The sequence below is a fragment of the Micromonospora sp. NPDC050784 genome (genome assembly GCF_044456765.1).
Taxonomy (GTDB): domain Bacteria; phylum Actinomycetota; class Actinomycetes; order Mycobacteriales; family Micromonosporaceae; genus Micromonospora; species Micromonospora foliorum.
Window position 1 is genome coordinate 246,615 of record NZ_JBITGG010000006.1, and the last position, 21,956, is coordinate 268,570.

The 21,956-nt window shown below is 72.9% G+C and carries 19 protein-coding genes; 8 read left to right on the forward strand and 11 right to left on the reverse strand.

Going from position 1 to position 21,956, the window contains the following annotated elements; translation table 11 throughout:
• Positions 1 to 99 precede the first annotated feature (99 nt).
• Positions 100 to 498 (forward strand): RDD family protein, encoded by a 399-nt coding sequence (locus ACIBD9_RS10970; RefSeq protein WP_396716556.1) that lies wholly within the window; start codon positions 100 to 102, stop codon positions 496 to 498.
• A gap of 428 nt (positions 499 to 926) precedes the next feature.
• Here the strand turns inward: ACIBD9_RS10970 and ACIBD9_RS10975 are convergent, their stop codons facing one another.
• Entirely contained in the window at positions 927 to 1,613 is a 687-nt protein-coding gene (locus ACIBD9_RS10975; RefSeq protein WP_124822539.1) for a DUF4191 domain-containing protein, read from the reverse strand.
• Between the two features lie 207 nt (positions 1,614 to 1,820).
• Between ACIBD9_RS10975 and ACIBD9_RS10980 the strand changes: the two genes are divergently transcribed.
• Together ACIBD9_RS10980 and ACIBD9_RS10985 are read left to right on the forward strand one after the other, a co-directional pair.
• Positions 1,821 to 1,991 (forward strand): hypothetical protein, encoded by a 171-nt coding sequence (locus ACIBD9_RS10980; RefSeq protein WP_396716558.1) that lies wholly within the window; start codon positions 1,821 to 1,823, stop codon positions 1,989 to 1,991.
• Positions 1,992 to 2,038: 47 nt separating this feature from the next.
• On the forward strand, positions 2,039 to 5,050 hold the full coding sequence (locus ACIBD9_RS10985) for an AAA family ATPase (protein WP_396716704.1): 3,012 nt from the start codon (positions 2,039 to 2,041) through the stop codon (positions 5,048 to 5,050).
• A gap of 119 nt (positions 5,051 to 5,169) precedes the next feature.
• On the opposite strand, the gene ACIBD9_RS10990 is transcribed toward ACIBD9_RS10985, so the two are convergent.
• Both ACIBD9_RS10990 and lipA read right to left on the reverse strand, forming a co-directional pair.
• A complete protein-coding gene (locus tag ACIBD9_RS10990) occupies positions 5,170 to 6,867 on the reverse strand; it encodes a hypothetical protein (RefSeq protein WP_396716560.1) in 1,698 nt (565 codons plus the stop codon).
• Between the two features lie 53 nt (positions 6,868 to 6,920).
• Positions 6,921 to 7,916, reverse strand: coding sequence for a lipoyl synthase (gene lipA, locus ACIBD9_RS10995; RefSeq protein WP_396716562.1), 996 nt, complete (start codon positions 7,914 to 7,916; stop codon positions 6,921 to 6,923).
• Positions 7,917 to 8,368: 452 nt separating this feature from the next.
• On the opposite strand from lipA, the gene aspS reads away from it, so the two are divergent.
• Positions 8,369 to 9,655 carry an aspartate--tRNA(Asn) ligase gene (gene aspS, locus ACIBD9_RS11000; protein ID WP_396716564.1) on the forward strand — a complete coding sequence of 429 codons (1,287 nt, stop codon included), beginning with the start codon at positions 8,369 to 8,371 and terminating at the stop codon, positions 9,653 to 9,655.
• 50 nt (positions 9,656 to 9,705) lie between these two features.
• Here aspS and ACIBD9_RS11005 read toward each other — a convergent pair whose 3' ends face one another.
• The 3 genes from ACIBD9_RS11005 to ACIBD9_RS11015 all read right to left on the reverse strand — a co-directional run bounded on the left by ACIBD9_RS11005 (position 9,706) and on the right by ACIBD9_RS11015 (position 12,783).
• On the reverse strand, positions 9,706 to 10,098 hold the full coding sequence (locus tag ACIBD9_RS11005; protein WP_396716566.1) for a VOC family protein: 393 nt from the start codon (positions 10,096 to 10,098) through the stop codon (positions 9,706 to 9,708).
• A gap of 48 nt (positions 10,099 to 10,146) precedes the next feature.
• Complete coding sequence (gene lipB / locus ACIBD9_RS11010; RefSeq protein ID WP_396716568.1) at positions 10,147 to 10,788, reverse strand: lipoyl(octanoyl) transferase LipB; 642 nt, start codon at positions 10,786 to 10,788, stop codon at positions 10,147 to 10,149.
• A 162-nt stretch (positions 10,789 to 10,950) separates the two neighbouring features.
• Positions 10,951 to 12,783, reverse strand: a complete 1,833-nt coding sequence (locus ACIBD9_RS11015; RefSeq protein WP_396716570.1) for a DUF2079 domain-containing protein — start codon at positions 12,781 to 12,783, stop codon at positions 10,951 to 10,953.
• A gap of 218 nt (positions 12,784 to 13,001) precedes the next feature.
• Here ACIBD9_RS11015 and ACIBD9_RS11020 point away from each other — a divergent pair, with 218 nt between their 5' ends.
• Entirely contained in the window at positions 13,002 to 14,225 is a 1,224-nt protein-coding gene (locus ACIBD9_RS11020; protein WP_396716572.1) for a PHB depolymerase family esterase, read from the forward strand.
• Between the two features lie 109 nt (positions 14,226 to 14,334).
• Here the strand turns inward: ACIBD9_RS11020 and ACIBD9_RS11025 are convergent, their stop codons facing one another.
• Both ACIBD9_RS11025 and ACIBD9_RS11030 read right to left on the reverse strand, forming a co-directional pair.
• A complete protein-coding gene (locus ACIBD9_RS11025; protein WP_396716574.1) occupies positions 14,335 to 15,249 on the reverse strand; it encodes an LLM class flavin-dependent oxidoreductase in 915 nt (304 codons plus the stop codon).
• 99 nt (positions 15,250 to 15,348) lie between these two features.
• Complete coding sequence (locus ACIBD9_RS11030; protein ID WP_396716576.1) at positions 15,349 to 16,248, reverse strand: TIGR01777 family oxidoreductase; 900 nt, start codon at positions 16,246 to 16,248, stop codon at positions 15,349 to 15,351.
• Positions 16,249 to 16,591: 343 nt separating this feature from the next.
• On the opposite strand from ACIBD9_RS11030, the gene ACIBD9_RS11035 reads away from it, so the two are divergent.
• On the forward strand, positions 16,592 to 17,443 hold the full coding sequence (locus ACIBD9_RS11035) for an NAD(P)H-binding protein (RefSeq protein ID WP_396716578.1): 852 nt from the start codon (positions 16,592 to 16,594) through the stop codon (positions 17,441 to 17,443).
• A gap of 32 nt (positions 17,444 to 17,475) precedes the next feature.
• Here ACIBD9_RS11035 and ACIBD9_RS11040 read toward each other — a convergent pair whose 3' ends face one another.
• Positions 17,476 to 18,474: an aldo/keto reductase gene (locus ACIBD9_RS11040; protein ID WP_396716580.1), complete on the reverse strand. Its 999-nt coding sequence runs from the start codon at positions 18,472 to 18,474 to the stop codon at positions 17,476 to 17,478.
• Positions 18,475 to 18,530: 56 nt separating this feature from the next.
• Here ACIBD9_RS11040 and ACIBD9_RS11045 point away from each other — a divergent pair, with 56 nt between their 5' ends.
• Positions 18,531 to 18,926, forward strand: a complete 396-nt coding sequence (locus ACIBD9_RS11045) for a MerR family transcriptional regulator (protein ID WP_396716581.1) — start codon at positions 18,531 to 18,533, stop codon at positions 18,924 to 18,926.
• Here the strand turns inward: ACIBD9_RS11045 and ACIBD9_RS11050 are convergent.
• Together ACIBD9_RS11050 and ACIBD9_RS11055 are read right to left on the reverse strand one after the other, a co-directional pair.
• Positions 18,923 to 19,405: a hemerythrin domain-containing protein gene (locus tag ACIBD9_RS11050; RefSeq protein ID WP_396716583.1), complete on the reverse strand. Its 483-nt coding sequence runs from the start codon at positions 19,403 to 19,405 to the stop codon at positions 18,923 to 18,925. The genes ACIBD9_RS11045 and ACIBD9_RS11050 overlap by 4 nt on opposite strands.
• A 121-nt stretch (positions 19,406 to 19,526) precedes the next feature.
• Positions 19,527 to 20,864 carry a low temperature requirement protein A gene (locus ACIBD9_RS11055; protein ID WP_396716585.1) on the reverse strand — a complete coding sequence of 446 codons (1,338 nt, stop codon included), beginning with the start codon at positions 20,862 to 20,864 and terminating at the stop codon, positions 19,527 to 19,529.
• A gap of 154 nt (positions 20,865 to 21,018) precedes the next feature.
• On the opposite strand from ACIBD9_RS11055, the gene ACIBD9_RS11060 reads away from it, so the two are divergent.
• The gene (locus ACIBD9_RS11060; protein WP_396716587.1) at positions 21,019 to 21,954 is read left to right on the forward strand and encodes an SDR family NAD(P)-dependent oxidoreductase; all 936 of its coding nucleotides are present in this window, start codon (positions 21,019 to 21,021) and stop codon (positions 21,952 to 21,954) included.
• Positions 21,955 to 21,956: the final 2 nt, after the last annotated feature.

Here is a 21,956-nt window from a genome sequence, read left to right on the forward strand (position 1 = left end):
TGCCAGTGTAATGACATCTGATGCCTTTGGCCTGAATCGGCACACAGCGGCGGCGGCACCCGGCCGGCCCTCATCTCGGCGCGGATACCCTTGACCGCTGTGACCAATCCGCACCTCCCGGCAGCGCCGGCCACCGACCCCACCTTCACCGCGCCGAGCCTCGGTCGGCGGTTCGGTGCGCTGATCATCGACTGGGTGCTTTGCCTGCTGGTGTCCAACTTCTTCGCCGACCCGGTACGCGACGGCTGGGCGCCGGTGCTGGTGCTGGTCCTGGTCTACGGCATCTTCCTCGGCCTGTTCGCCCAGACGCCGGGCATGTACATCACCAAGATCCGCTGCGTGAACTGGCACGACGGCGGCCGGATCGGCGTGCTCCGAGGGTTGATCCGTGGCCTGCTGCTGGCCCTGGTCGTCCCCGCGCTGATCATGGACGAGCACCGGCGCGGCCTGCACGACCGACTCGCCGACTCGGTCATCGTCGACGCCCCCCGCGCCTGAGCCGACCCATCAAGGCCGACCCGGGGCCCGCGACCGCGCGACCCGCGACCCGCGACCCGCAAGATCGCACTCGATCCAGTATGTAGTGGCATCCACCGTGCACGAGGCCACTACATACAGGATCGAGCACGATCATGGCCGAGGCCGAGGGCCGGGGCCAGGAGCCGCGGAGGCCGGAGGGAGCGGGGAGGTCGAGGCGGCGGGCCAGGCCGGGCGGTGGTCAGCCCAATCCGGGCGTCGGCGCGAACTCGGGCGGCAGGCCGGGGCGTGGGCGCGAACTGGGGCGGCAGGCCGGGGCGTGGGCGCGAACTGGGGCGGCAGGCCGGGGCGAGGCGCCGGGCGGCCGGCGCGTCGGGGGCGGGCGGCATGAGGGTGTACGCGAAGGAGCCGGACCCGCACGGGTCCGGCTCCTTCGCGTACACCTGGGGTCAGCGGCCCCGCGACTGGCGGAAGGCGCCTGGCGGCCGCATGTTCTTCGGGATCGCGCCCTTGGGCATCTGCGGCCTAGCGGTGAGCGCCTTGAGTCGCTTGTCCAGTGAGTTGACGTCCTTGCCGGAGAGGGCGCGGGGCAGGCGCAGCAGCGTCGTCCGGAGCTTGCGGATCGGCAGCTCGCCCTCCTCCTGCCCGATCACGTAGTCGTGCAGGGGGGCGGAGCCGATCACCTTGGACAGCCGCCGCTTCTCCTGGCCGAGCAGGCCGCGCACCCGCTGCGGGTTTCCCTCGGCCAGCAGGATCACGCCCGGGCGGCCGATCACCAGGTGGACCATGTCCATCTGGGTGGTCGAGCTGACCGCCGGGGTCACCCGCCAGTCGCCGCGCATGTTCTCCATGATCTGCGCCGCTGCGCCGGGTTGCCCCTCGGCGGCGTTCATCATCGCCTTGTTGGACCGCAGGTTGAGCACGATCAGCACCGCGAGCAGGATGAACAGGATGCCGATCGGCAGCCAGATCCAGCCCCAGAGGATGACCGCGACCACGGTGAGCGCGAGCGGGAGCAGCACCGCCGCGGCGACCAACGGCGCGAACCACCGGTCCTGCTTGGCGGTGAACTGGAACACCATCCCGATCTGCTTCAGCCGCTGGCCGAACGAGACCTTCTCCTGGGGCTTTGCCATGTCGCAGAGTCTAGTGGTCGCCGCCGGCCCGGTTGATCCGCGTCCGGGTGCCGGGGCAGCTGAGTACCTTACGTCGCCTTACCCGCCCGGACCGGCCGGGTAAGGAGGCTGTGGGCGGGGAAGATGAGGCGCCGTGCCCATGCCGGGGTGGGGCCTTCGCGCGAAGAGTCGTCAGCAGAAGACGACGACACCACGAAGGAGCCCGACATGTTCGGCAACGACGCAGATTTCCTGCTCACCCTGCACCGTACCCACGCCGCCGAGTTGCGCGCCGACGCGGCCGCGGACCGGCTCGCCCGGTCGCTGGCGCGTTCCGTCAGCCGCGGGTGGTTGGGCCGGCGCAGGCAGGCCGGTCGCACCAGCGACGCCCGCCGGTGACCGCGCCCAGCGTGGCTGCCACGTCTACGGCGCCGAGCGTGGCTGCCATGGTCGCGGCGCCCGCCGGGGTGGCGGCGGCTCGACCCGATCCGACCCCGTCGCCCGGCCGCCGGCCGGTCGGCGGGGTGGGCGGCGTGGGTCGCCATGGCATGCTCGAACACGTGACCGTACGCGCCGCCAGTTCCGTCCTCGTCGGGCGTCACCGCGAGACCGCGGCACTGCGCGAGGCGCTGGGCCGGGCGCGGGCCGGGGAGCCGACCACCGTGCTGGTCGGCGGTGAGGCGGGTGTGGGTAAGACCCGGCTGCTGGAGGAGTTCGCCGGCTGGGCTACCGAGGGCGCGGCGCGGGTTCTCGTCGGCCAGTGCCTGGAGCTGGGCGAGGCGGGTCTGCCGTTCGCCCCGTTCGCCGCCGCGTTGCGCGCGGTGCTCCGCGCCGACGGCCCCGAGGTCTTCGCCGGCTACGAGGCGGAGTTCGCTCCGCTCCTGCCGGAGCTGGGCCGCGCCTCCGCGACGCTGGCCGCGCCGCGTGCCGTCCCCCTCAGCGACGCCCCGCGCGGTTACCTGTTCGACCTGGTCGCCGAGCTGTTCCAGCGGCTGGCCGACGCTCGCCCGCTGGTCCTGATCATCGAGGACCTGCACTGGGCCGACCGCTCCACCCGCGACCTCATCGGCTTCCTCGTCCGGGCGGCGAGGCCGGGCCGGCTGCTGCTGGTCTGCACCTACCGCACCGACGAGTTGCAGCGCGGGCACCCACTGCGCCCGTTCCTCGCCGAGCTGGATCGGGCCCGTGGGGTGGAGCGGGTCGAGCTGGGCCGCCTGGACCGCGACGGCACCGCCGCGATCCTCGCCGACCTGCTCGGTGCCGAGCCGCTCGCGCGTGCCGTCGACGATGTCCACGACCGCACCCAGGGCAACCCCTTCTTCATCGAGGAGTTGACCGTCGCCGGTGACCCGATCGGCTGCGCGGCGCTCCCCGAGACGCTGCGTGATCTGCTGCTGGCGCGGGTGGACCGGCTCCCCGAGCCAACCCAGCGGGTGTTGCGGATCGCCGCCGCGGGCGGCACCCGTTTCGCCCATGACCTGCTCGCCGAGGTCGCCGGGCTGCCCGAGGCCGAGCTGGAGGACGCGTTGCGCGCCGCCGTCGCCGCCCAGTTGGTGGTGGCCGACCGGGACGGTGACTACGAGTTCCGACACGCGTTGGTCCGCGAGGCGGTGCACGACGAGCTGCTGCCCGGTGAGCACGCCCGGCTGCACGCCCGCTTCGCCGCCGCCATCGAGGCCCAGCCGCACCTGGTCGCCGCAGGCCGGGCCCCGGCCGAGATCGCCCACCACTGGTACGCGGCGCACGACCACCCGCGTGCCCTCGTCGCCGCGCGGGCCGCCGCGGGCGCCGCCGCCGACCGGTACGCGTACGCCGAGCAGCGCCGACTGCTGGAGCGGGCGCTGGAGTTGTGGGAGCTGGTGCCGGACGCCGCCGACCTGCTCGGCGTGGACCACCTGGCGTTGCTGGAGCAGACCCTGGACGCCGCGGTCACCGCCGGCGATTTCAGTCGGGCCATCACGCTGACCCGGGCCGGGCTGGCCGAGGTGGACGCCGGCGCCGCGCCGCTGCGCGCCGCCCGCCTGCTGGACCAGCGGGGTCGACTGATGGCCCTGCTCGGCAAGAGCGACGGCAGCCGCGAGTTGGATGAGGCGTACCGGCTGGCGGCCGGTGGCCCGCCCGCCGCGGAGCGGGTCCGGCTGCTCGCCGACATCGCCACCCATTTGGTCAAGATCGACCCGCAGAAGGCGGCCCGGGTGGCAGCCGAGGCCGCCACCGACGCCGAGGCGTTCGGGGTGAACGTGGCCCTGCTGTCGACGCGGATCGCGCTGCTCTGCCACGGCGAGCGGGACCTGACCGGGGGGCTGGCCGAGCTGGGCCAGGCGGCCGCCGCCGCCCGTGCGGCGGGGGACGCGCCGACCCTGGTGCTCGCCATGGTGTTCGAGTCGGACATGCTCTGCGAGTTGGGCCGCTACGCCGAGTCCGCGCAGGCCGCCGAGGCCGGCGTGGCCGAGGCGCGACGGGTGGGAATCAGCCGCTCCACCGGGGCGTACCTGCTCTCCAACCGGGCCGAGGCGCTCATCGCGCTGGGTCGGTGGGACGAGGCCGAGGCGGTCTGCGCGGAGGCCGCCCGGATCGACCTGTCCGGTGTCACCGGGCTGCACTGGCTCCAACTGGGTGCCGGGCTGCGGCTGGCCCGCGCCCATCCCGGCGCCGACGAGCTGGTCGACCGGGCGCTCACCTTCCTCGGTCGGCCGTACCTGTGGCCGAACCACCGACTGCCCCTGCACGAGCTGGCGATCGAGGCGGCGCTGGCCGCGGACGACAAGATCGAGGCGGTACGGGCGGCCCGCGTCGCGGTGGCTGACGAGAGCCTGCCGCAGCTGCCCCGGGAGGGTTGGCCGGTGCTCAGCGCCGCCGCGCGTACCGCGGCCCGGGTGGGTGACCGGGAGCTGGCCGCCGCCGTGGCGGCGCTCGCCACCGACCTGCCGGCGCGGCACCCGGCGGCCCGTGCGCACGCCGCCCAGGTCACCGCGCTGCTCGCGGTCGGTGACCAGGCGCTGCCGGCGTGGCGTGCGGCGGTCGACGCGTGGCGGGCCGACGGGCAGCCCTACCCACTGGGCCGGGCGTTGCTGGCGCTGGCCGAGGCGACCGCCGCGGCCGGGGAACGCGACGAGACGGCGGCGGCGGTCGCCGAGGCCACCGAGATCGGCCGGCGGCTGGGCGCGGCGCCGCTGGTCGAGGCGGCTGCCACCCTGGCGCGGCGGGTCGGCCTGCGCGGTGCGGCCGGGGGTGGGGCCGGCGCGGCCCTGCTGACCGCCCGGGAGCGGGAGGTGCTGCGGTTGGTCGCGGAGGGGCACAGCAACAGCCGGATCGCCGAGCAGCTGTTCATCTCCCCGAAGACGGCGAGCGTGCACGTCTCCCGGATCATCGCGAAGCTGGGCGTGACCAACCGGGTGGAGGCCGCCGCCCTGGCCCACCGCCTCGGCCTGCTCACCGAGGCCGCCGGGCCGCGCTGACGCGCACCGAGACCGCCGCTTCGGCGCGCACCGAGGTCACCGTGCCGCGCTGGCGCGCACCGAGGTCACCGCGCCGCGCTGGCGCGCACCGAGGCCGGCGCGCACCCGGGGCTGCGAGGTCAGCGCGGCAGGTAGATGCGCCAGCCCTCGATCGTGACCAGGTCGAGGCTGCCCGGCGTCGCCCGCTGCCGCTCGTCGAGCACCTCCGCCAGGGGCGAGCCGGCCGGTGCGACCCAGGCCGGTGCGGTCGCGCTGTCCACCTCCCGGCGGTACGCGGGGTAGCGGTCGAAGCCGGGGCGCAGGGTGTCGTCGACGACGGCGCAGACCACCCGCTCCGCACTGGCGAAGGTGAGCCGGTTGCAGGTCCAGTAGCCGGCGCGTACGTGCCGTACCCCGAGCTGGCGCAGGGTGTTCACCAACTCGGTGTGCCGGGCCTCGGCGGCCCGGGTCGCCGGGACGGTCTCCGCCGCCCGCCAGGTGGCGTGGGCGGCGGTGCCCAGCGTGGCGGCGAGCAACACCACCGCGACCGACCGGACTAGCGTCGACCCGATGCCGGGCCGGCTGGTCGTCGCCGAACCCAGCCCGTGCCGGGCCGCCGTCCACACCGGCCAGAGCAGCGCCGGCAGGGTGATGAGCAGGCAGGACAGGTAGCGGGAACTCTCCACCGGGGTGAGCCCCGCGGAACTGCTCACGGTGTACGCGCCGAGGGTGGCCACCGCGGCCAGCACGAGCGCCAACCGGACCGCCGCCGCCACCCGAGGCGACACCGCGCCGGGGCCGACAGCGGCAGGGTCGGGGTCGGGGGTGCGCAGGGCCCGCCAGGCGGTGGCGGCGGCGATGACCAGCAGCGGCGGCAGGGCGAGCGCCCACCAGAGTTGCCAGGTGGCGCACTGGCCGGGAGCGCAGAAGCCCAGGCCCAGCCCGGGGCCGAGCACCAGGCCGCCGTGCAGCCGGTCCGGCCAGCCCGCGCTGGCGTTCGCACCGCTGGCCGCCAGCACGGCGTGCAGCGGGTTCCGCCCGGTCAGCAGGCTGTGCAGCAGCAGCGGGGCCGCACCCAGCACGGCCGCCGCCCCGAGCAGCGCCCCGGCGGCACCCCACAGCTCCCGGCGGCAGAACCCGACGAGGACCGCGCCGGTCGCCGCGACGTACGGCAGCACGAGCGGGTCGACCCAGAGCATCAGCCCGGCCAGCAACCCCCACGCCGCCCAGCGCGCCAGCCGCCAGCCGGGTCGCCCAGCGTCGGCCGTCCGCCCGCCGGGTCGCCCAGCGTCGGCCGGTCGGCCGGTGGCCAGGTCCACGGCGAGCAGGGCCAGCGCCGCCCCGGCCGCGTTCATCTCGGGGTAGCCGCCGCCGGCGATCAGCTGGTTCTTGATGATCCGGTCGGAGCCGAGGGCCAGCAGCGTGACCACCAGCAGCCCGAACCACCGGTCCCCGGTCAGCCGCAGCGTCAACCGCCAGGTCAGCAGCAGGAACAGCGCGTAGAGCGCCAGCGTGGGCAACCGCAGGCCGAGCAGCGACGGCCCACCGGCGAGGGCGAACACCGGCGCGGCCAGGTACGCCTCCAGCGTGCCCATGTACTGCTGGCCGTAGAACCAGACCGGGAAGCCCTCGCCTCGGGCGATGTGCAGCGCGGCCAGCCCCATGGTGGCCTCGTCGCTGTTCGTCGGCGGCGCGGCGTGCCCCAGCAGCCAGAGCCGGTAGCCCACTCCGGCGAGCACGGCCAACCCGGTGAGCCAACCGACCAGGCCGGGACGTGCGCCGGGCCGCGGGCGGGGAGAGCCCGCGCCGCGCGGCTGCTCGCGTACGCCGACGGTCATCACAGGATCATGACACCCGGGCGCCGAACGGCCCGTGCGGCGCTGCGGCGGAGTCAGCTGGCGGTGGCGACCGAGGCGGCGGCGCGGGCGTCGATGGCCTGCTTGTAGAGCCGACCGGCCCGGTACGACGAACGCACCAGCGGCCCGCTCATCACCCCGGCGAAACCGATCTCCTCGGCCTCCTCGCGCAGCTCCACGAACTCCTCCGGCTTGACCCAGCGGGTCACCGGGTGGTGCCGGGGCGAGGGGCGCAGGTACTGCGTGATGGTGATCAGCTCGCAGCCGGCCTCGTGCAGGTCGCGGAGCGCCTGCGAGACCTCGGACCGCTCCTCGCCCATGCCCAGGATGAGGTTGCTCTTGGTGACCAGGCCGTCGGCGCGGGCCTGCCGGATCACGTCCAGCGAGCGGTCGTAGCGGAACGCGGGCCGGATGCGCTTGAAGATGCGCGGCACGGTCTCCACGTTGTGGGCCAGCACCTCCGGGCGGGAGCTGAAGACCTCGGCCAACTGCTCGGGGACGGCGTTGAAGTCCGGGATCAGCAGCTCGACGCCGCAGCCGGGCTGGAGGGCGTGGATCTGCCGGACGGTCTCGGCGTACAGCCAGGCGCCGCCGTCGGGCAGGTCGTCACGGGCGACACCGGTGATGGTGGCGTAGCGCAGCCCCATCGAGACCACCGACTCGGCGACGCGGCGCGGCTCGTCGGCGTCGAACTCGGCCGGCTTGCCGGTGTCGATCTGGCAGAAGTCGCAGCGCCGGGTGCACTGGTCACCGCCGATGAGGAAGGTGGCCTCCCGGTCCTCCCAACACTCGTAGATGTTGGGGCAGCCGGCCTCCTGGCAGACAGTGTGCAGCCCTTCGCGCGAGACGAGCCCGCGCAGCTGGGTGTACTCCGGGCCCATCTTGGCCTTGACCTTGATCCACGGCGGTTTGCGCTCGATCGGCGTCTCGGCGTTGCGCGCCTCGATCCGCAGCAGACGCCGCCCCTCGGGGGCCGCCGTTGCGGTGCGCGCTGCCTGGCCGGTCGTCGGCGCGGAGTGCTCGATCGTCACGAAAATGAGCCTACGCCGGACGGCAGGTGTCTATGTGCGTCAGGCGACCGGCGTCACGCCCCAAACGTTGTGACGCCGGACACCGGGGTGTCGAAAATGTGCGTCACACGAGCGGGATTCGGGTGCTACGGTCACCGCCAACAGCGACGACGGAGCCGAGTAGCCCCCGACCCGCCAGTGCAGAGAGCCGCCGGTGCTGAGAGGCGGTCTGGCACCGGGGCGCGAAGACCCTCCCGAGCTGCGGGAAGAACGGCCGCGGGTCACCCGCGCCCAGTAGAGCCCGCCCGGCTGGCCCCGGTCATCAGGCGACGAACGAGGCCCCCGCTTCGGCGGGGGCGAAGGTGTGGTGGCACCGCGAGGTTCCCGCTCGCCCACACCTCCCTGGGGCTGATGCGACGCTTCGCCACCCCAGGGCGGCGACCGCGTGGCGATCGACCGAGGAGCAGTACGCCATGCAACGAACCCTGTCCCAACACCTGCCCGCCAGGATCGGCACGACAGTGCGGATCGCCGGCTGGGTGCACCGCCGCCGACTGCTGAAGTCGGTGGCCTTCCTGATCGTGCGGGACGCCACCGGCCTGACCCAGGTGGTCGTCACCGACCCGGCCGTCCGTGCCGACCTGGAGAAACTCACCGAAGAGACGGTCGTCGAGGTCACCGCGACGGCCACCGCGAACGACACCGCGCCCGCCGGGGTCGAGCTGACCGACCCGACGGTACGTCCCCTCGGGCCGTCCGCCGTGCCACCCCCGTTCGACCTGTACCGGCCGGCGCTCACCGCGAGCCTGCCCACCCAGCTGGACAACGCGCCCACCGCGCTACGGCACCCCACCCGGTCGGCCGCGCTGCGGATCTCGGCGGCGGCGGTGGCCGGTTTCCGGGCCGCGCTCGACACCCACGACTTCGTGGAGATCCACACGCCGAAGGTGGTCAGCTCCAGCACCGAGAGCGGGGCGAACGTGTTCGCGCTGGACTGGTTCGGCCGGCCCGCGTACCTGGCCCAGTCACCGCAGTTCTACAAGCAGCTGATGGTCGGCGTCTTCGAACGGGTCTACGAGGTGGGGCCGGTCTTCCGGGCCGAGCCGCACGACACCGTACGGCACCTCGCGCAGTACACGTCGCTCGACGCGGAGCTGGGCTTCATCGCCGACCACCGGGACGTGATGCGCGTGCTGCGCGACACAGTGGCCGGGATGCTGGACGCGGTGAGCGGGCGGGCCGGCGCCGCTCTGGCGACGCTCGGCGTCACGCCGCCGCAGGTGCCGGCGGAGATCCCGGCGGTGCACTTCACCGAGGCGCTGACGATCGCCGGCGCACCCGCCGACGAGCCGGACCTCGCGCCCGCCCACGAACGGGCGCTGGGCGAGTGGGCCCTACGCGAACACGGGTCGGACTTCCTCTTCGTCACCGGCTACCCGATGGCGAAGCGGCCCTTCTACACCCACCCGGACCCGGCGCGGCCCGCGTACTCAAACGGTTTTGACCTGCTCTTTCGAGGTCTGGAGCTGGTCACCGGTGGGCAGCGGCTGCACCGGCACGCCGACTACCTGGCGGCGTTGGCGGCCCGGCGTGAGCCGGTCGAGCCGTACGTCGGCTACCTGGACGCGTTCCGGCACGGCATGCCACCGCACGGCGGCTTCGCCATCGGGCTGGAACGGTTCGTGGCCCGGCTGGTCGGCGCGGCCAACATCCGGGAGGTCACCGCGTTCCCGCGTGACCTGCACCGCCTGACTCCGTAGGCGGACGCCCCGCCGGCCCACTCGATCGAATGGAGGGGGCCGGCGGGGGCTCAGGCGGGGCCGAGCAGGTCCCACAGGTTGCCGGCGACGTCGCGGAAGACGGCGACCCGGCCGTACGGCTCGGTGCGCGGCGGCTTGACGAACTCGACGCGCGCCTCGACCATCCGGCGGTAGGTGGCGTCGAAGTCGTCGACCTGGAGGAAGAACCCGACGCGGCCGTGGGTCTGGTCACCTACCGCGGCCTCCTGCCGCTCGCCGTCGGCGCGGGCGAGCAGCAACCCGGTGCCGCCGCCCGGCGGGCGGACCACCACCCAGCGCTTCGGTCGCCCGTCGTTGGTCAGCGACGGGGAGTCCTCGGTCAGCTCGAAGCCGAGTACGCCGGTGAAGAAGGCGATGGCCGGGTCGTACTCGCTGACGACGATGGTGACGAGATCGATCTGCACCTGCCGAGGGTAGGCCGACCGTCGGTCACCCCGGCGCGCGGCCGGGTCTCAGACCGTGACGAGGGTGGAGAGTCGGCGCTCGACCACCGGCAGCACGTCGGCGACGCTGACCGGGCGGCCCAGCTCGGCGGTGAGCGAGGTGACGCCCGCGTCCCGGATGCCACACGGCACGATCCGGTCGAAGTACGTCAGGTCGCAGTCGCAGTTGATCGAGAAGCCGTGCAGGGTGACACCCCGGGCCACCCGGATGCCGATGGCCGCCACCTTGCGGGCCGGCCCCCGGTCGTCCTCGGGCACCCAGACCCCGCTGCGCCCCTCGACCCGGCCGGCGGTCAGCCCGAACTCGGCGCACACGTCGATGAGCAGCTCTTCGGTCCGGCGCACGTAGGCGACCACGTCAACCGGGTCGGGCAGGCGCAGGATGGGGTAACCGACCAGCTGACCCGGGCCATGCCAGGTGATCTTGCCGCCGCGGTCCACGTCGACGACCGGAGTGCCGTCCACGGGTCGGTCCCACGGCTCGGTGCGCTTGCCCGCGGTGTAGACGCTCGGGTGCTCCAACAGCAGCACGGTGTCGCCGCTCTCGCCAGCCACCACCGACTCGTGCAGGCGCCGCTGCTCGTCCCAGGCGGCCTGGTAGTCGAGCAGGCCGGCGCGGACGGCCGTCAGGCCGGGGGTCGTCGTTGTCACGGCGTCCAGCCTAGTCCCGCCAGGGGCGATCTTCCCTGGTGAGCCGCCTCACCGGGCCGGCCCGCCGCGACCCGCCCGCCTCAGGTGCTGCTCCGTCCCGCTGACCTCCTGCACCACCGGGTCGCCGCCGCGCCAGCCGACGATCTCGCTGGTCGAGGCGGTCTACCGATCGGCGGGCGGGATCCGCCAGAGCCAGACGTCGTCGACCCGTTGCGGCTCGCCGAACAGGGCGGTACCGGTACGTCGAAGCGCCTCCTCGTCGACCTCGAACTTCGCGCCGTGCACCTGGTCGGCGAGCACCACCGTCTCGATGCGCCAGTGCCGCAGGTCCGACTGGACCTCTCGGATGGTCCCGTCGGTGACGATGGGGACCAACCCGGTACGGCCGGCCTGGTCCATCAACGCGCTCAGGGTGCGCGGCACCGGACCGATCCGACCCCGCCCGTCCGGCCCGCCGGGGCCGAGGAAGAAGCCGCCCGGGATCTCGAACTCGCCCTGCCGGTGCGACAACGCGTACGCCTGCCACCGCTGGCCGTCCGGGTAGATGTCCACGGTCAACGGCACCGGGGTCAGCACCCCGTCGGGTGAGACGTAGTCCCGCCACGTGCCAGAGGTGATGAAGCGCGGGATCGGCTCCCGCTCGTCGGTCAGCAGCGGTGTGGGCAGCAGCGGCACCAGGGCCACCGCGAAACCGAGCAACCAGGCCAGCTCCGTGGAGCGGTGCCGGGGCGGCTCGGCGCGCAACTGGTCGACGGCGTACGCCAGCAGCAGCCCGATCACCGGCGCGACCACCAGCGCCAGCCGGGCCGGTAGCGCGGCGTTCACCACCGGCAGTTGTCCGACCAGGTCGAACGGCATGGGGAGGTCGGTGCGTCGGCCGTCGACCTTGGCGACCGGCCCGAAGGAGAGCACCGTGAAGATCAGCGCGAGGATGCCCAGCGCCCAGAGGGTGGCCCGGCGGTGCGCGTCCGCCCGCCGCCAGAGCGCGACGAAACAGACCACGGTGAGCACCAGCAGCGGGATGCCGAAGAACGAGTTCTCCTCGGTCGGGTTCGGTGCCAGCGAGGTGCCCAACCCGGCCTCGCCGGCCAGCGAGCGGCGCGGGAAGGCGGCGAACGCCGCGATGTCCTCGGAGTGGATCAGCGGGTCGAAGCCGGTGCCGTGGAACCGTTGTGGCCCGGCGAAGTGCAACCACAACGGGTACGACAGCAGCACGCCGGCGACCACCGCGGTCACCCCGAGCCCGCGCAGGAAATTGGGCAGCGCGGCGCGTGCCTCCACGCGGTTGGCCGGGTGCAGCGCCCAGATGGCGACGAACACCCCCAGCGCCAGCGCGGTGAAGAAGAGCCCCTCGGCGGCGATCGAGAAGGCCACCGCGACCAGCACGCCGAGGATCAGCCCGTCGCGCAGCCAGTGCCCCGGGCGGCGCAGTGCGAACAGTCGCCAGATCAGCAGCGGCACCAGCCAACCGGCGGTCCAGTTCAGGTGTGCGTTGGCGTGCGACACCATGCCGGGGGAGTAGGCGATGAACAGAGCGCCGATCCCGGCGGCCAGGCGGCTGCGCACCAGGTGCCGGGAGAGCAGCCAGTACCAGACCAGCGCGGTGGCGAGCAGATTCAGCGTGAGGATCACCAGGAACGTCGCCGGTGGCCCGATCAGGTACGTGAGCGGGGCGAAGACCACCGCGTACACCGTGATCGAGGTGTTGACCGCGAGGTTCACGCCGTCCGGGACGTTGATCAGGTAGGTGAAGAGCGGGTTGTCGCCGTGCGTGACCGCGTGCCCGCCGAAGGCCAGCAGCCACTCGAACAGCGCCTGGTCGCTGGAGTTGACGGTGATGGTGCGGACGTTCGGGTCCCGCCACAGCCCGCTTGTCACCCAGACGGCGAGCGCGAGCGCCACCAGCACGACGATCAGGTCGGCCCGGCGGTCCCGGACGGTGCGCGGCGGTGACGCGGGTGCGGGCCCGGTGGCCAGCGACGGGGAGGACGGCACGCAGCGGACGTTACCAACCGGACCTGGACGGGCCGGTCAGACCTGCAAGGAGGGGACCGTTGGGGACGGATTAGGCCCGCCACGTCGACGGTCTGGCGTACACAGCGTCCGTCGTGAATGTGTGAGTGTGCCCCATGTCATAGCGGCGACACATCGTCGTAACGTCTCGGCAACTCGACCGTGACCCAGTTCACAGTCCGCCCCTCCAGGAGGCCGCCGTGCGCCGCTCCTCGTCCACCCTCACCCGGCTGCTCGGTGCGGTCGCCGGGCTCGCCCTCGCCGTAGCGGGCGCCGTCGCCGTCGCCGCACCAGCCCAGGCCGCCACCCTCACCCAGGTCACCGGGTTCGGCTCCAACCCCGGCAACCTCGCCATGTACGCCTACCGGCCGGACGGTCTGCCGGCCAACTCCCCGGCGGTCGTGCTGCTGCACGGCTGCACGCAGAACGCCTCCAGCTACTTCTCCGGCTCCGGTTGGCAGAAGTACGCCGACCAGTGGAAGTTCACCCTGATCGTCGCCCAGCAGCCCTCCGGCAACAACGCCAACTCCTGCTTCAACTTCTTCGAGGCGGGCGACACCACCCGGGGTCAGGGTGAGGCGCTGTCGATCAAGCAGATGGTCGACCACGCCAAGACGAACTTCGGGGTGAACGGCTCCCGGGTCTACGTCAGCGGGCTCTCCGCCGGCGGGGCGATGAGCGCGGTCATGCTGGCGACCTACCCGGACGTCTTCGCCGCCGGGTCGATCATCGCGGGGATCCCGTACCGCTGCGCCACCAGCATGGTCAACGCGTTCAGCTGCATGAACCCGGGTGCGGACAAGACCCCGGCCGCCTGGGGCGACCTGGTGCGTGGCGCCTACTCCGGCTACACCGGCCCGCGTCCCCGGGTGGCCATCTGGCACGGCACCTCGGACACCACTGTCACCCCGCTCAACGGCACCGAGTCCCGTGACCAGTGGACCAACGTGCGGGGCGTGTCGCAGACCCCGACCAGCACTTCGTCGCTGCCCGGCAACACCAGCCTGGAGGTGTACGGCAACGACGACGTGCGCCTCTACCGGATCTCCGGGATGGGCCACGGCACCCCGGTCGACCCGGGCTCGGCGGCCGAGCAGTGCGGCACCGCAGGCGCGTACTTCCTGGACACCATCTGCTCGACGTACCGTGACGCGCTCTTCTTCGGCCTGAACGGCGGCGGGACCAACCCGACCCCGACCCCGACGGTCACCGCCACCCCCACGCCGACTCCGACGGCCACTCCGACCACGCCGCCGACCTGCGTGACGGCCAGCAACTACGCGCACGTGGCGGCCGGTCGGGCGTACCAGTCCGGCGGCTACGCCTACGCCAACGGCTCCAACCAGCGCATGGGCCTCTACAACACCTTCTACTCCAGCGCCCTCAAACAGACCGCCCCCAACTACTGGGTAGTCGGCTGCTGACCCCCACCCCTAACCCCTGTTGATCAAGAGGTTTGCGTCATCCGGAAGCCGGAATCTGACGCAAGCCTCTTGATCAACTCGGTCGTCGGCGCGGGGCTCGGGCGCGGGCTCAGGTCAGGCGGGCCAGGACTGGCGTGAGTGGATCCAGCGCGTCAGCGCGGACCACGAACCGGGTCACGCCCCAGCGCCGTTCATGCTCGGCGACCGCCGTGAGGATCTCGTCCACCGTGCCGATCAGCACGAACGGGGTGGCCAGCAGCTCGGCGGGGGTCATGCCGTTGCGCCGGGCCTGCTCCGCGGCGGCAGCCTCCGCGTCGTCGGTGACCACCACCGTCTGGACCAGCGCCTCCAGCGCCGGCGGATCGGTCCGGCCGGCCGTGCCGGCCGCCACACAGGCCAGCTGCGCCTCGATCTGGTCGGCCCGCCAGCGCGCCTCATGCTGGTGGCCGTCGGCGAGGGTACGCCCGAACCCGGTCAGCCCGACCACGTCGGCGTACGCGCCGGCCCAGCGCAGCAGCGTGGAGTTCGCCGTACCCATCGTCAGCGGGATCCGGTCCTGCACCGGCCGGGGTGCGCGCAGCACCGCCTCGCGCATCGTCAGCTCGGCCGAATCGACGGTGACCGAGGCGCCGTCGAGCAGGGCGCGGACCGCCTCGGCGACGGCCACGCAACGGCGGACCCGGCCTGCCACGTCAGGACGTTCCCGGCCCACCGCGTGCCACTCCGCCGGGGTGTGACCGGCGCCGACACCGAGCCGGGCCCGTCCACCGGAGATCAGGTCGAGGGTGGCCACGTCGGCCGCGAGCAGGATCGGTTCCCGTACGCCGAGGTTCGACACGTACGAACCGAGCCCGATCGTCGAGGTGACCGGGGCGGCGGCGGCCAGCGCCACGAACGGTGACGTCACGTCGCCGGGATGGTCGGCGGCGAGCAGGGCGTCGAAGCCGGCGGTCTCGGCCCGACGGGCCAGCTCGGCCCAGCTCGCCGCGTCGGTCGGGGTGGCCTGGAGGGAGAAGGTCGCCATTGGTCCAGCATCGGCCCACGCCAGCCCACCGGCGACCTGCTGACCGCCGATTCTGCCGAGGGCCGAACCACCGGGGGTAGCCGGGCCCGTCGGGTGGGGTTAGGGGGTTAGGGCTGCTTGGAGGGCTTGGGGGAGGGTTTGGTGGTGGTAGGGGTAGGCGGCTCGGGTCAGGACTCCAGGGAGGACTCGGGTGCTGGTGAGGGCCTCGTGGGCGAAGCCGCCGAGGACCACCTTGAGCGCCAGCCCGGGAATCGGAATGACCGCCGGCCGGTGCAGTTGCCGGGCCAACTCGCGGGTGAACTCGGCGTTGGTGACCGGGTTCGGCCCCACCACGTTGACCGGGCCGGCGATGTCGTCGCGGTCGAGCAGGAAGCGGGTCGCGTCCAGCCAGTCGGCCATCGAGATCCACGGCAGCCACTGCCGGCCGCTGCCCAGCCGGCCGGCGATGCCCAGCTTGAACGGCAGCAGCTGCGGCTTGAGCAGCCCACCCTCGCGGTGCAGCGGCAGACCCGTACGCAGCCGGACCACGCGTACCCCGGCGTCCTCGGCCGGCCGGGTCGCGGCCTCCCACACCCGGCAGACGTCGGCCAGGAAGCCCTCGCCGGCCGGCGCGTCCTCCTCGACCGCCCGGTCGCCCGTGTTGCCGTACCAGCCGACGGCTGACGAGTTGAGCAGCACCCGGGGTCGGTCCGCGGCGGGGAGCCCGGCGACGGTGGTCGCCAGCGTGGTGGTGCTGTCCACCCGGCTGGTGCGGATCAACCGCCGGTAGTCGTCGTTCCAGCGCTTGTCGCCGACGCCCGCGCCGGCCAGGTTGACCACGGCGTCGGCCTCGGCGACCACGGCCGGGTCGAGCTGCCCGGCGGCCGGGTCCCACCGTCGCTCCTGCGGCCCGCCCGGTGCCCGCCGGACCAACCGGGTGATCTCGTGCCCGTCGCGGACGAGCGCGTCGGCCAGCCGGGTGCCAAGGAAGCCGGACGCGCCGGCCAGAAGGATCCGCATACCCCCATCTTCGTCCAGAACGCCACCGACGGATGCGCAGGGCGGCCGACGTCACCGGCACCGGGACGTGCCGGCGACGAAACGGAACGCGCCGGCGAATAAATCTGCGGGCGTCCCCCGTGCGGCGCGGAAAACGCAGGTCAACGGGCCTCCCGGGGAGCCGAAAAAGGCTACCGCGCGCTTTCGGTGGTCAGCGCGTTTCCGCAGGTCAGAGCGAACGTGAATGCGGTGTTCGCGATTGCTTCCCGCGGCGATTTGGCCGACCATGAGGCATCCGAGAGCGCCCCCGAATGGCGGGGTCGGTTCGCCGTGCCCACCGTCGGGATATCCCTGAGGAGGAACCATGCCGATCCTGGTGACCGGAGCTACCGGAACCGTCGGAGGCAGCCTGGTCCGGCAACTGCTGGCCGCCGGCCACGACGTACGGGCGCTGACCCGTGATCCGGCTTCGCCGGCGGCCGCCGCGCTGCCCAGCGGCGTGGAGGTGCTGGCGGGCGACTTCGCCAGGCCCCACACGCTGGCGCCGGCGCTGCGCGGCGTGACGCGCATGCACCTGGTCGCCATGGATGGGTACGGGCCGCTGACCACCGGTGCGGAGATCTTGGAACTGGCCCGGAAGGCCGGCGTCCGTCGGGTCACCCACCTCGGTCACAACGATCCGAGCCGGGCCGACGACGACCCGCTCGAGGCCCCGCACCGGCCGCTGCACCGGGCGGTCGAAAACTCGGGTCTGGAGTGGACGCACGTGTTTCCCGGCGAGTTCATGGCGAACACCCGGGACTGGGCGCGCACCATTCGGACCGAGGGGGTGGTCCGGGCACCGTTTGGTGACTGGAACAGCGCCCTGGTCCACGAGGCGGACATCGCCGCGGTCATCCTGGCGGCACTCACCGGCGACGGCCATGCCGGCCGGGTGTACCAGCCGACCGGTCCGGAGCCGGTCCGCCGCCGGGACGCGGTCCGGATGATCGGCGAGGCGATCGGCCGTCCGGTGCGGTTCGACGAGCTGACCCCGGAGCAGGCCCGGGAGTACTGGAAGGACACCTATCCCGCCGACGTGATCGAGTGGTTCCTGGAGATGGGCCAGTATCTCGACGGCAACGCCTGGGTCGCCCCGGACGTCGAGCAGGTGACCGGCCGCCCCGGGCGCACGTTCCGACAGTGGGCCGTCGAGCACGCGGACGACTTCCGCTGACGACGCCCGGGGCGTGGACCGGCCCGGCGCGGTCAGGCCGCCGCAGTCGGACGAAGGTCGGCCAGGAGGCGTTCCACCTCGGCGTAGGAATCGGGGCTCAGGGGGCCGAGTTCCAGGGTGGCCAGGTTCTCGTCGGCCTGGGCCACCGTGCGCAGGCCGGGGATCGGCACGGTACGAGGGCTGCGCGCCAGCAGCCAGCCGAGCGCGCCCTGGGCCAGAGTGCGACCGTCGGCGGTGAGCGCCGCGCGGACCTGGTCGACCCGGGCCGCCCAGCGGGGCGTCGGCCGGCCGTCGGTGAACCACTCCAGCCACTCCGGTGCCCGTCCGCGCACATCGTCCGCCCCGACCGCCCGGGTCGACCCGGTGAGCAGCCCCATCGCCAGCGGCCCACGGTTGAGACTGGCCAGGTCGTGTTTGTCGCAGACCGCCAGCACCGCCGCGTTGTCGCGCAGCACCGACTCGTCGTGCTGGATCGCGGCGCAGTGCGGGCCGGCAGCCGAGAACGCCTCCGCGGAGGTCGGGTCGTCGGTGCTCCAGCCGTACGCCCGGATCTTGCCCTGGTCGACCAGGGCCTCCAGGGTGTCGACCAGATCGAGCGCGGCGGGCACCGGCAGTGCGTTGATGTGCAGTTGGTAGAGGTCGACGTAGTCGGTGCCGAGGCGGCGGAGCGAGTCTTCCAGGCTGCGCGCCGCGAAGGCCGGGCTGGCGTCGGTGCCGAGCGCCCGCCGGGTGGTCTCCTCGCTGACGTTGCCGAACTTGGTGGCGATCACCACGCTGTCCCGCCGCCCGGCCAGGGCCTGACCGAGGATCCGCTCGCTGTGCCCGGCGCCGTAGTTGCTGGCGGTGTCGAACAGGGTCACCCCCAGGTCGAGCGCCCGGTGGATGGTGCGGATCGACTCGTCGTCGTCCACCTCACCCCAGCCGAACGGCTGCCCGTCGTCACCCCAGAGCGGGCCGCCGATGGCCCAGCACCCCATTCCGATCGCGCTCACCGTGATGCCGCTGCGTCCCAGCGTTCGTGTCGTTGTCATGGTCATCAGCCTCCAACCTGGAGCGCGCTCCAGGTCAAGCACTACGATCTCGCGACATGAGCGGTTACGCCCCCTCGGAGGCCGCCCGCCGCAGCGGCTTCAGCCTGGACACCCTGCGGTACTACGAGAAGATCGGCCTCCTCGCGGACGTGGAGCGGACGGCGGGCGGGCAGCGTGTCTTCACCGACGACGACCTCGGCTGGCTGGTGCTGTTCCGCTGCCTGCGGGACACCGGGATGCCGATCGCGCAGATGCGCCGCTACGCGCAACTGGCCCGCGATGGCGAGCACACCGCCGACGAGCGCCATGAGCTGCTGCGTCACCACGCGGCGCGGGTCGAGGAGCAGATGCGCCTGCTCCAGCGCCAGTACGACCACCTCCGGGAGAAGATCCGCTTCTACGAGCGACTGCCCGCTACCGCCCCGGGCCCGGAGTCCGGGCACGACACCTAGAGGGGACCGGGCGTGGTCAGGCCGAGGAGTTCCTCGGTCGTCCCGGGTCGGCCGGTGAGCGCGTTCAGGGCGGTGACCAGCCGCTTCTCCTCGTATCGGAAGTGCGACTCCAGGAGGGCGGCCAACCCGCCCAACTCGGCGCGTACCTGGGCGACCGGCACCGCCGCGTCGCCGCCCAGCAACGCCTCGACCCGTTCCAGGATCCCCGCCACCACCTCGTGATCGGTGATCAGGTTCTCGATGACCGGGCGCAGTTCGGGGGCCTCCTCGGCCAGCAGCCGGAAAGCGCCCGCGTCCTCACCCGTGTGGTGTCGGCCGAGCGCGGCGCAGAAGGTCAGGCAGTGTGCTCGCAGGTCCCGGGACGGGGTGTCGAGGCTTTCCCGTAGCCGGGCCAGTTCCGCGCTGAGCCAGAGGTGGATCTCGATCATCTGATTGCCGACGGCGGCGAGCCGGCCGGCCGGTGAACCGGTTGGGTGCACGTTCGTCCCATGCTGTCCCCGCGCCTCCATGCCCACGGCGGCCTTCGTGCCGGGTGCACCGCGACGCTGCGCCGGAGTCTAGGGCCGGCCGGCCACGCTCTCAAGCCTGGGAACGCCGAAGTCACGGCGTGGTCGGCTCGTCGCTCTCCCGGACGTCGTGCCAACGCGCACGCCAGGCGGCCTCGTGGGCCTCGTGGCTGGTCCGCTCCTGGAAGACGGCGGCCCGCAGGGCGTGCCGGGACTGCGACATCACCATCACCTCCACGGCCACCAGCGCCACGCAGATCACGGTCGCGAGGGTGAGCGCGCCCAGCGCTGGCAGGTGCTGGCCGATCGGGAGGGCCGCCGTGAGCACCACGATGACGCCGACGCGGGTCCACGTGACGGTGTGCAGGGTGCGGAGCTGGAAGAGCAGGTTGACGGCGAAATAGCAGATCAACCCGCCGAAGAGCATCGGCACCGCCGGTCCCTCGACCTTCTCGGCGATCCCGCCGGCCGGGTCGGTGATCTTGTGCAGGACCTCCTCGTTGCCGATCGAGAAGAGGATCACCCCGGCGATCATCGGCAGGTAGAGATACGCGTACGCGTCGCGGGCCATCGCCACCCGGGGGCCGCCCTCCGCCGCGTGCAGGGCGATCCGAGCGGCCGGCCCGATGAAGTCGAAGTGCGCCCACCAGAGGGCGGCGGTGATCACGATGCTGAGCGCGGCGGCGGCCACCGCCGGCCAGGTGACCGGCTTGCCGAGCAGGTTGCCGCCCACGCCGGTGGAGATGATCGACTCGCCCAGCGCGATGATCAGGATGAGGTCGTAGCGCTCGGTCCAGTGCTCGGCGCTGGTCACCCCCCAGCCCCAGGTGCCGACGATGAAGCCGGTGGCGTACTGCACGACCACCACGGTGATCCACAGCCCGTCACGGACCAGGGCGGCCCGGTCGGGGTCGGTGATCTGCGGCGGGATGAGCGCGGCGGCCAGCAGCAGCACGATGCTCACCGCCAGCTCCGGCGCGAACCGCCGCAGTTGCCGCCGTTCCTGCGGGCTGTCCCGCACCACGTGCTGATAGAGGAACATGTGTACGGCCCGGACCACGACGTAGCTGATGGCCACCAGCATCGGGCCGGCGGCACTTCCCTTCGGGTCGTTGAAGGCCTGCGGTAGCGCCAGTGCGAACGCGAACAGGGCGACCATCGCGATCACCATGAGCACCGGGACGTAGCCCTCGCCGAGCCGGACCCGGGTGGCGACCAGGCTGTGCACCACCCAGATCCACCAGAGCACGGCGAGCACCAGGCCGGCGTGCAGCAGTTGCCGGCCGGAGATGTTCGCGGCGGTGGCCCGGGTGATGATGAAGAACGAGAAGACGAAGACCAGATCGAAGAAGACCTCGAACTTGTCCACTCGTGCGCCGGGGGCGATCGGGACGGCCGGTCCCAGCTGTCCGCCCCGCCGGTAGCCGCCCACGATCCCACTCTGGCAGCGTCCGGGCTGGTCGGAGGCCCGAACGGCGATGGCGGCGGAGTCCGGCGTTACCTCCGGCCCGGGCCGGGGAAACACCGGGACCCACGGCCTCCCGCAGCGGGCCGGTCGGTCCGCCCCACCCGGACAAGGATGGACAATGACGACGAATAACCCGATCACCACTTCGTTCGCCCCGCACTCGACGGCCATGGACGTGATCAGGGGCGTGGACCTCGTGGGGCGGCGGGCGATCGTCACCGGCGGGTCCTCCGGGATCGGCGTGGAGACCGCCCGCGCCCTGGCCAGCGCCGGCGCGGAGGTCACCCTGGCCGTCCGCAACCCGGACGCGGGCCAGCAGGCCGCCAACGACATCACCGGCACCACCGGCAACGACAGCGTCCTGGTCGCCCCGCTCGACCTCGCCGACCAGGGATCGGTCGCCGACTTCGTGGCCAACTGGGACGGCCCGCTGCACATCCTGGTCAACAACGCCGGCATCATGGCCGCACCCCTGTCCCGGACCCCGCAGGGCTGGGAGATGCAGTTCGCCACCAACCACCTGGGGCACTTCGCGCTCGCCACCGGGCTGCGCCCGGCACTCGCGGCCGCCGACGGGGCCAGGATCGTGTCGGTCAGCTCCGCCGCCCACCTGCGCTCACCCGTGGTCTTCGAGGACATCCAGTACGACCAGCGGGAGTACGAGCCGTGGCAGGCGTACGGGCAGTCCAAGACGGCCAACGTGCTGTTCGCCGTGGAGGCCACCCGGCGGTGGGCCGACGACGGCATCTTCACCAACTCGCTGATGCCCGGCGCGATCCGGACCAACCTCCAGCGCTACGTCAGCGAGGAGGAGCTGAACCGGCTGCGCGCCGGTAACGCGGCAACCTGGAAGACCGTCGAGCAGGGCGCCGCCACCTCCGTGCTGGTCGCCGCCTCACCACTGCTCGACGGGGTGGGTGGGCGCTACTTCGAGGACTGTCAGGAGGCTGCGCCCAACCAGCCCGGTGGGCGGACGGGAGTCGCGGCGTACGCGCTGGACCCGGAGGCCGCCGAGCGGCTCTGGCAGGTCTCGACCGCCCTGCTGAAGGGCTGAGG

What these genes read in the sequence shown, in the direction of transcription:
- ACIBD9_RS10990 (WP_396716560.1), bottom strand. Translation starts at nt 6,867, where the DNA reads ATGACCGTCGGCGTACGCGAGCAGCCGCGCGGCGCGGGCTCTCCCCGC.
- ACIBD9_RS11035 (WP_396716578.1), top strand. Translation starts at nt 16,592, where the DNA reads ATGCCGATCCTGGTGACCGGAGCTACCGGAACCGTCGGAGGCAGCCTG.
- ACIBD9_RS11040 (WP_396716580.1), bottom strand. Translation starts at nt 18,474, where the DNA reads ATGACAACGACACGAACGCTGGGACGCAGCGGCATCACGGTGAGCGCG.
- ACIBD9_RS10980 (WP_396716558.1), top strand. Translation starts at nt 1,821, where the DNA reads ATGTTCGGCAACGACGCAGATTTCCTGCTCACCCTGCACCGTACCCAC.
- ACIBD9_RS11025 (WP_396716574.1), bottom strand. Translation starts at nt 15,249, where the DNA reads ATGGCGACCTTCTCCCTCCAGGCCACCCCGACCGACGCGGCGAGCTGG.
- ACIBD9_RS11045 (WP_396716581.1), top strand. Translation starts at nt 18,531, where the DNA reads ATGAGCGGTTACGCCCCCTCGGAGGCCGCCCGCCGCAGCGGCTTCAGC.
- ACIBD9_RS10975 (WP_124822539.1), bottom strand. Translation starts at nt 1,613, where the DNA reads ATGGCAAAGCCCCAGGAGAAGGTCTCGTTCGGCCAGCGGCTGAAGCAG.
- ACIBD9_RS11060 (WP_396716587.1), top strand. Translation starts at nt 21,019, where the DNA reads ATGACGACGAATAACCCGATCACCACTTCGTTCGCCCCGCACTCGACG.
- aspS (WP_396716564.1), top strand. Translation starts at nt 8,369, where the DNA reads ATGCAACGAACCCTGTCCCAACACCTGCCCGCCAGGATCGGCACGACA.
- ACIBD9_RS10985 (WP_396716704.1), top strand. Translation starts at nt 2,039, where the DNA reads ATGGTCGCGGCGCCCGCCGGGGTGGCGGCGGCTCGACCCGATCCGACC.
- ACIBD9_RS11030 (WP_396716576.1), bottom strand. Translation starts at nt 16,248, where the DNA reads ATGCGGATCCTTCTGGCCGGCGCGTCCGGCTTCCTTGGCACCCGGCTG.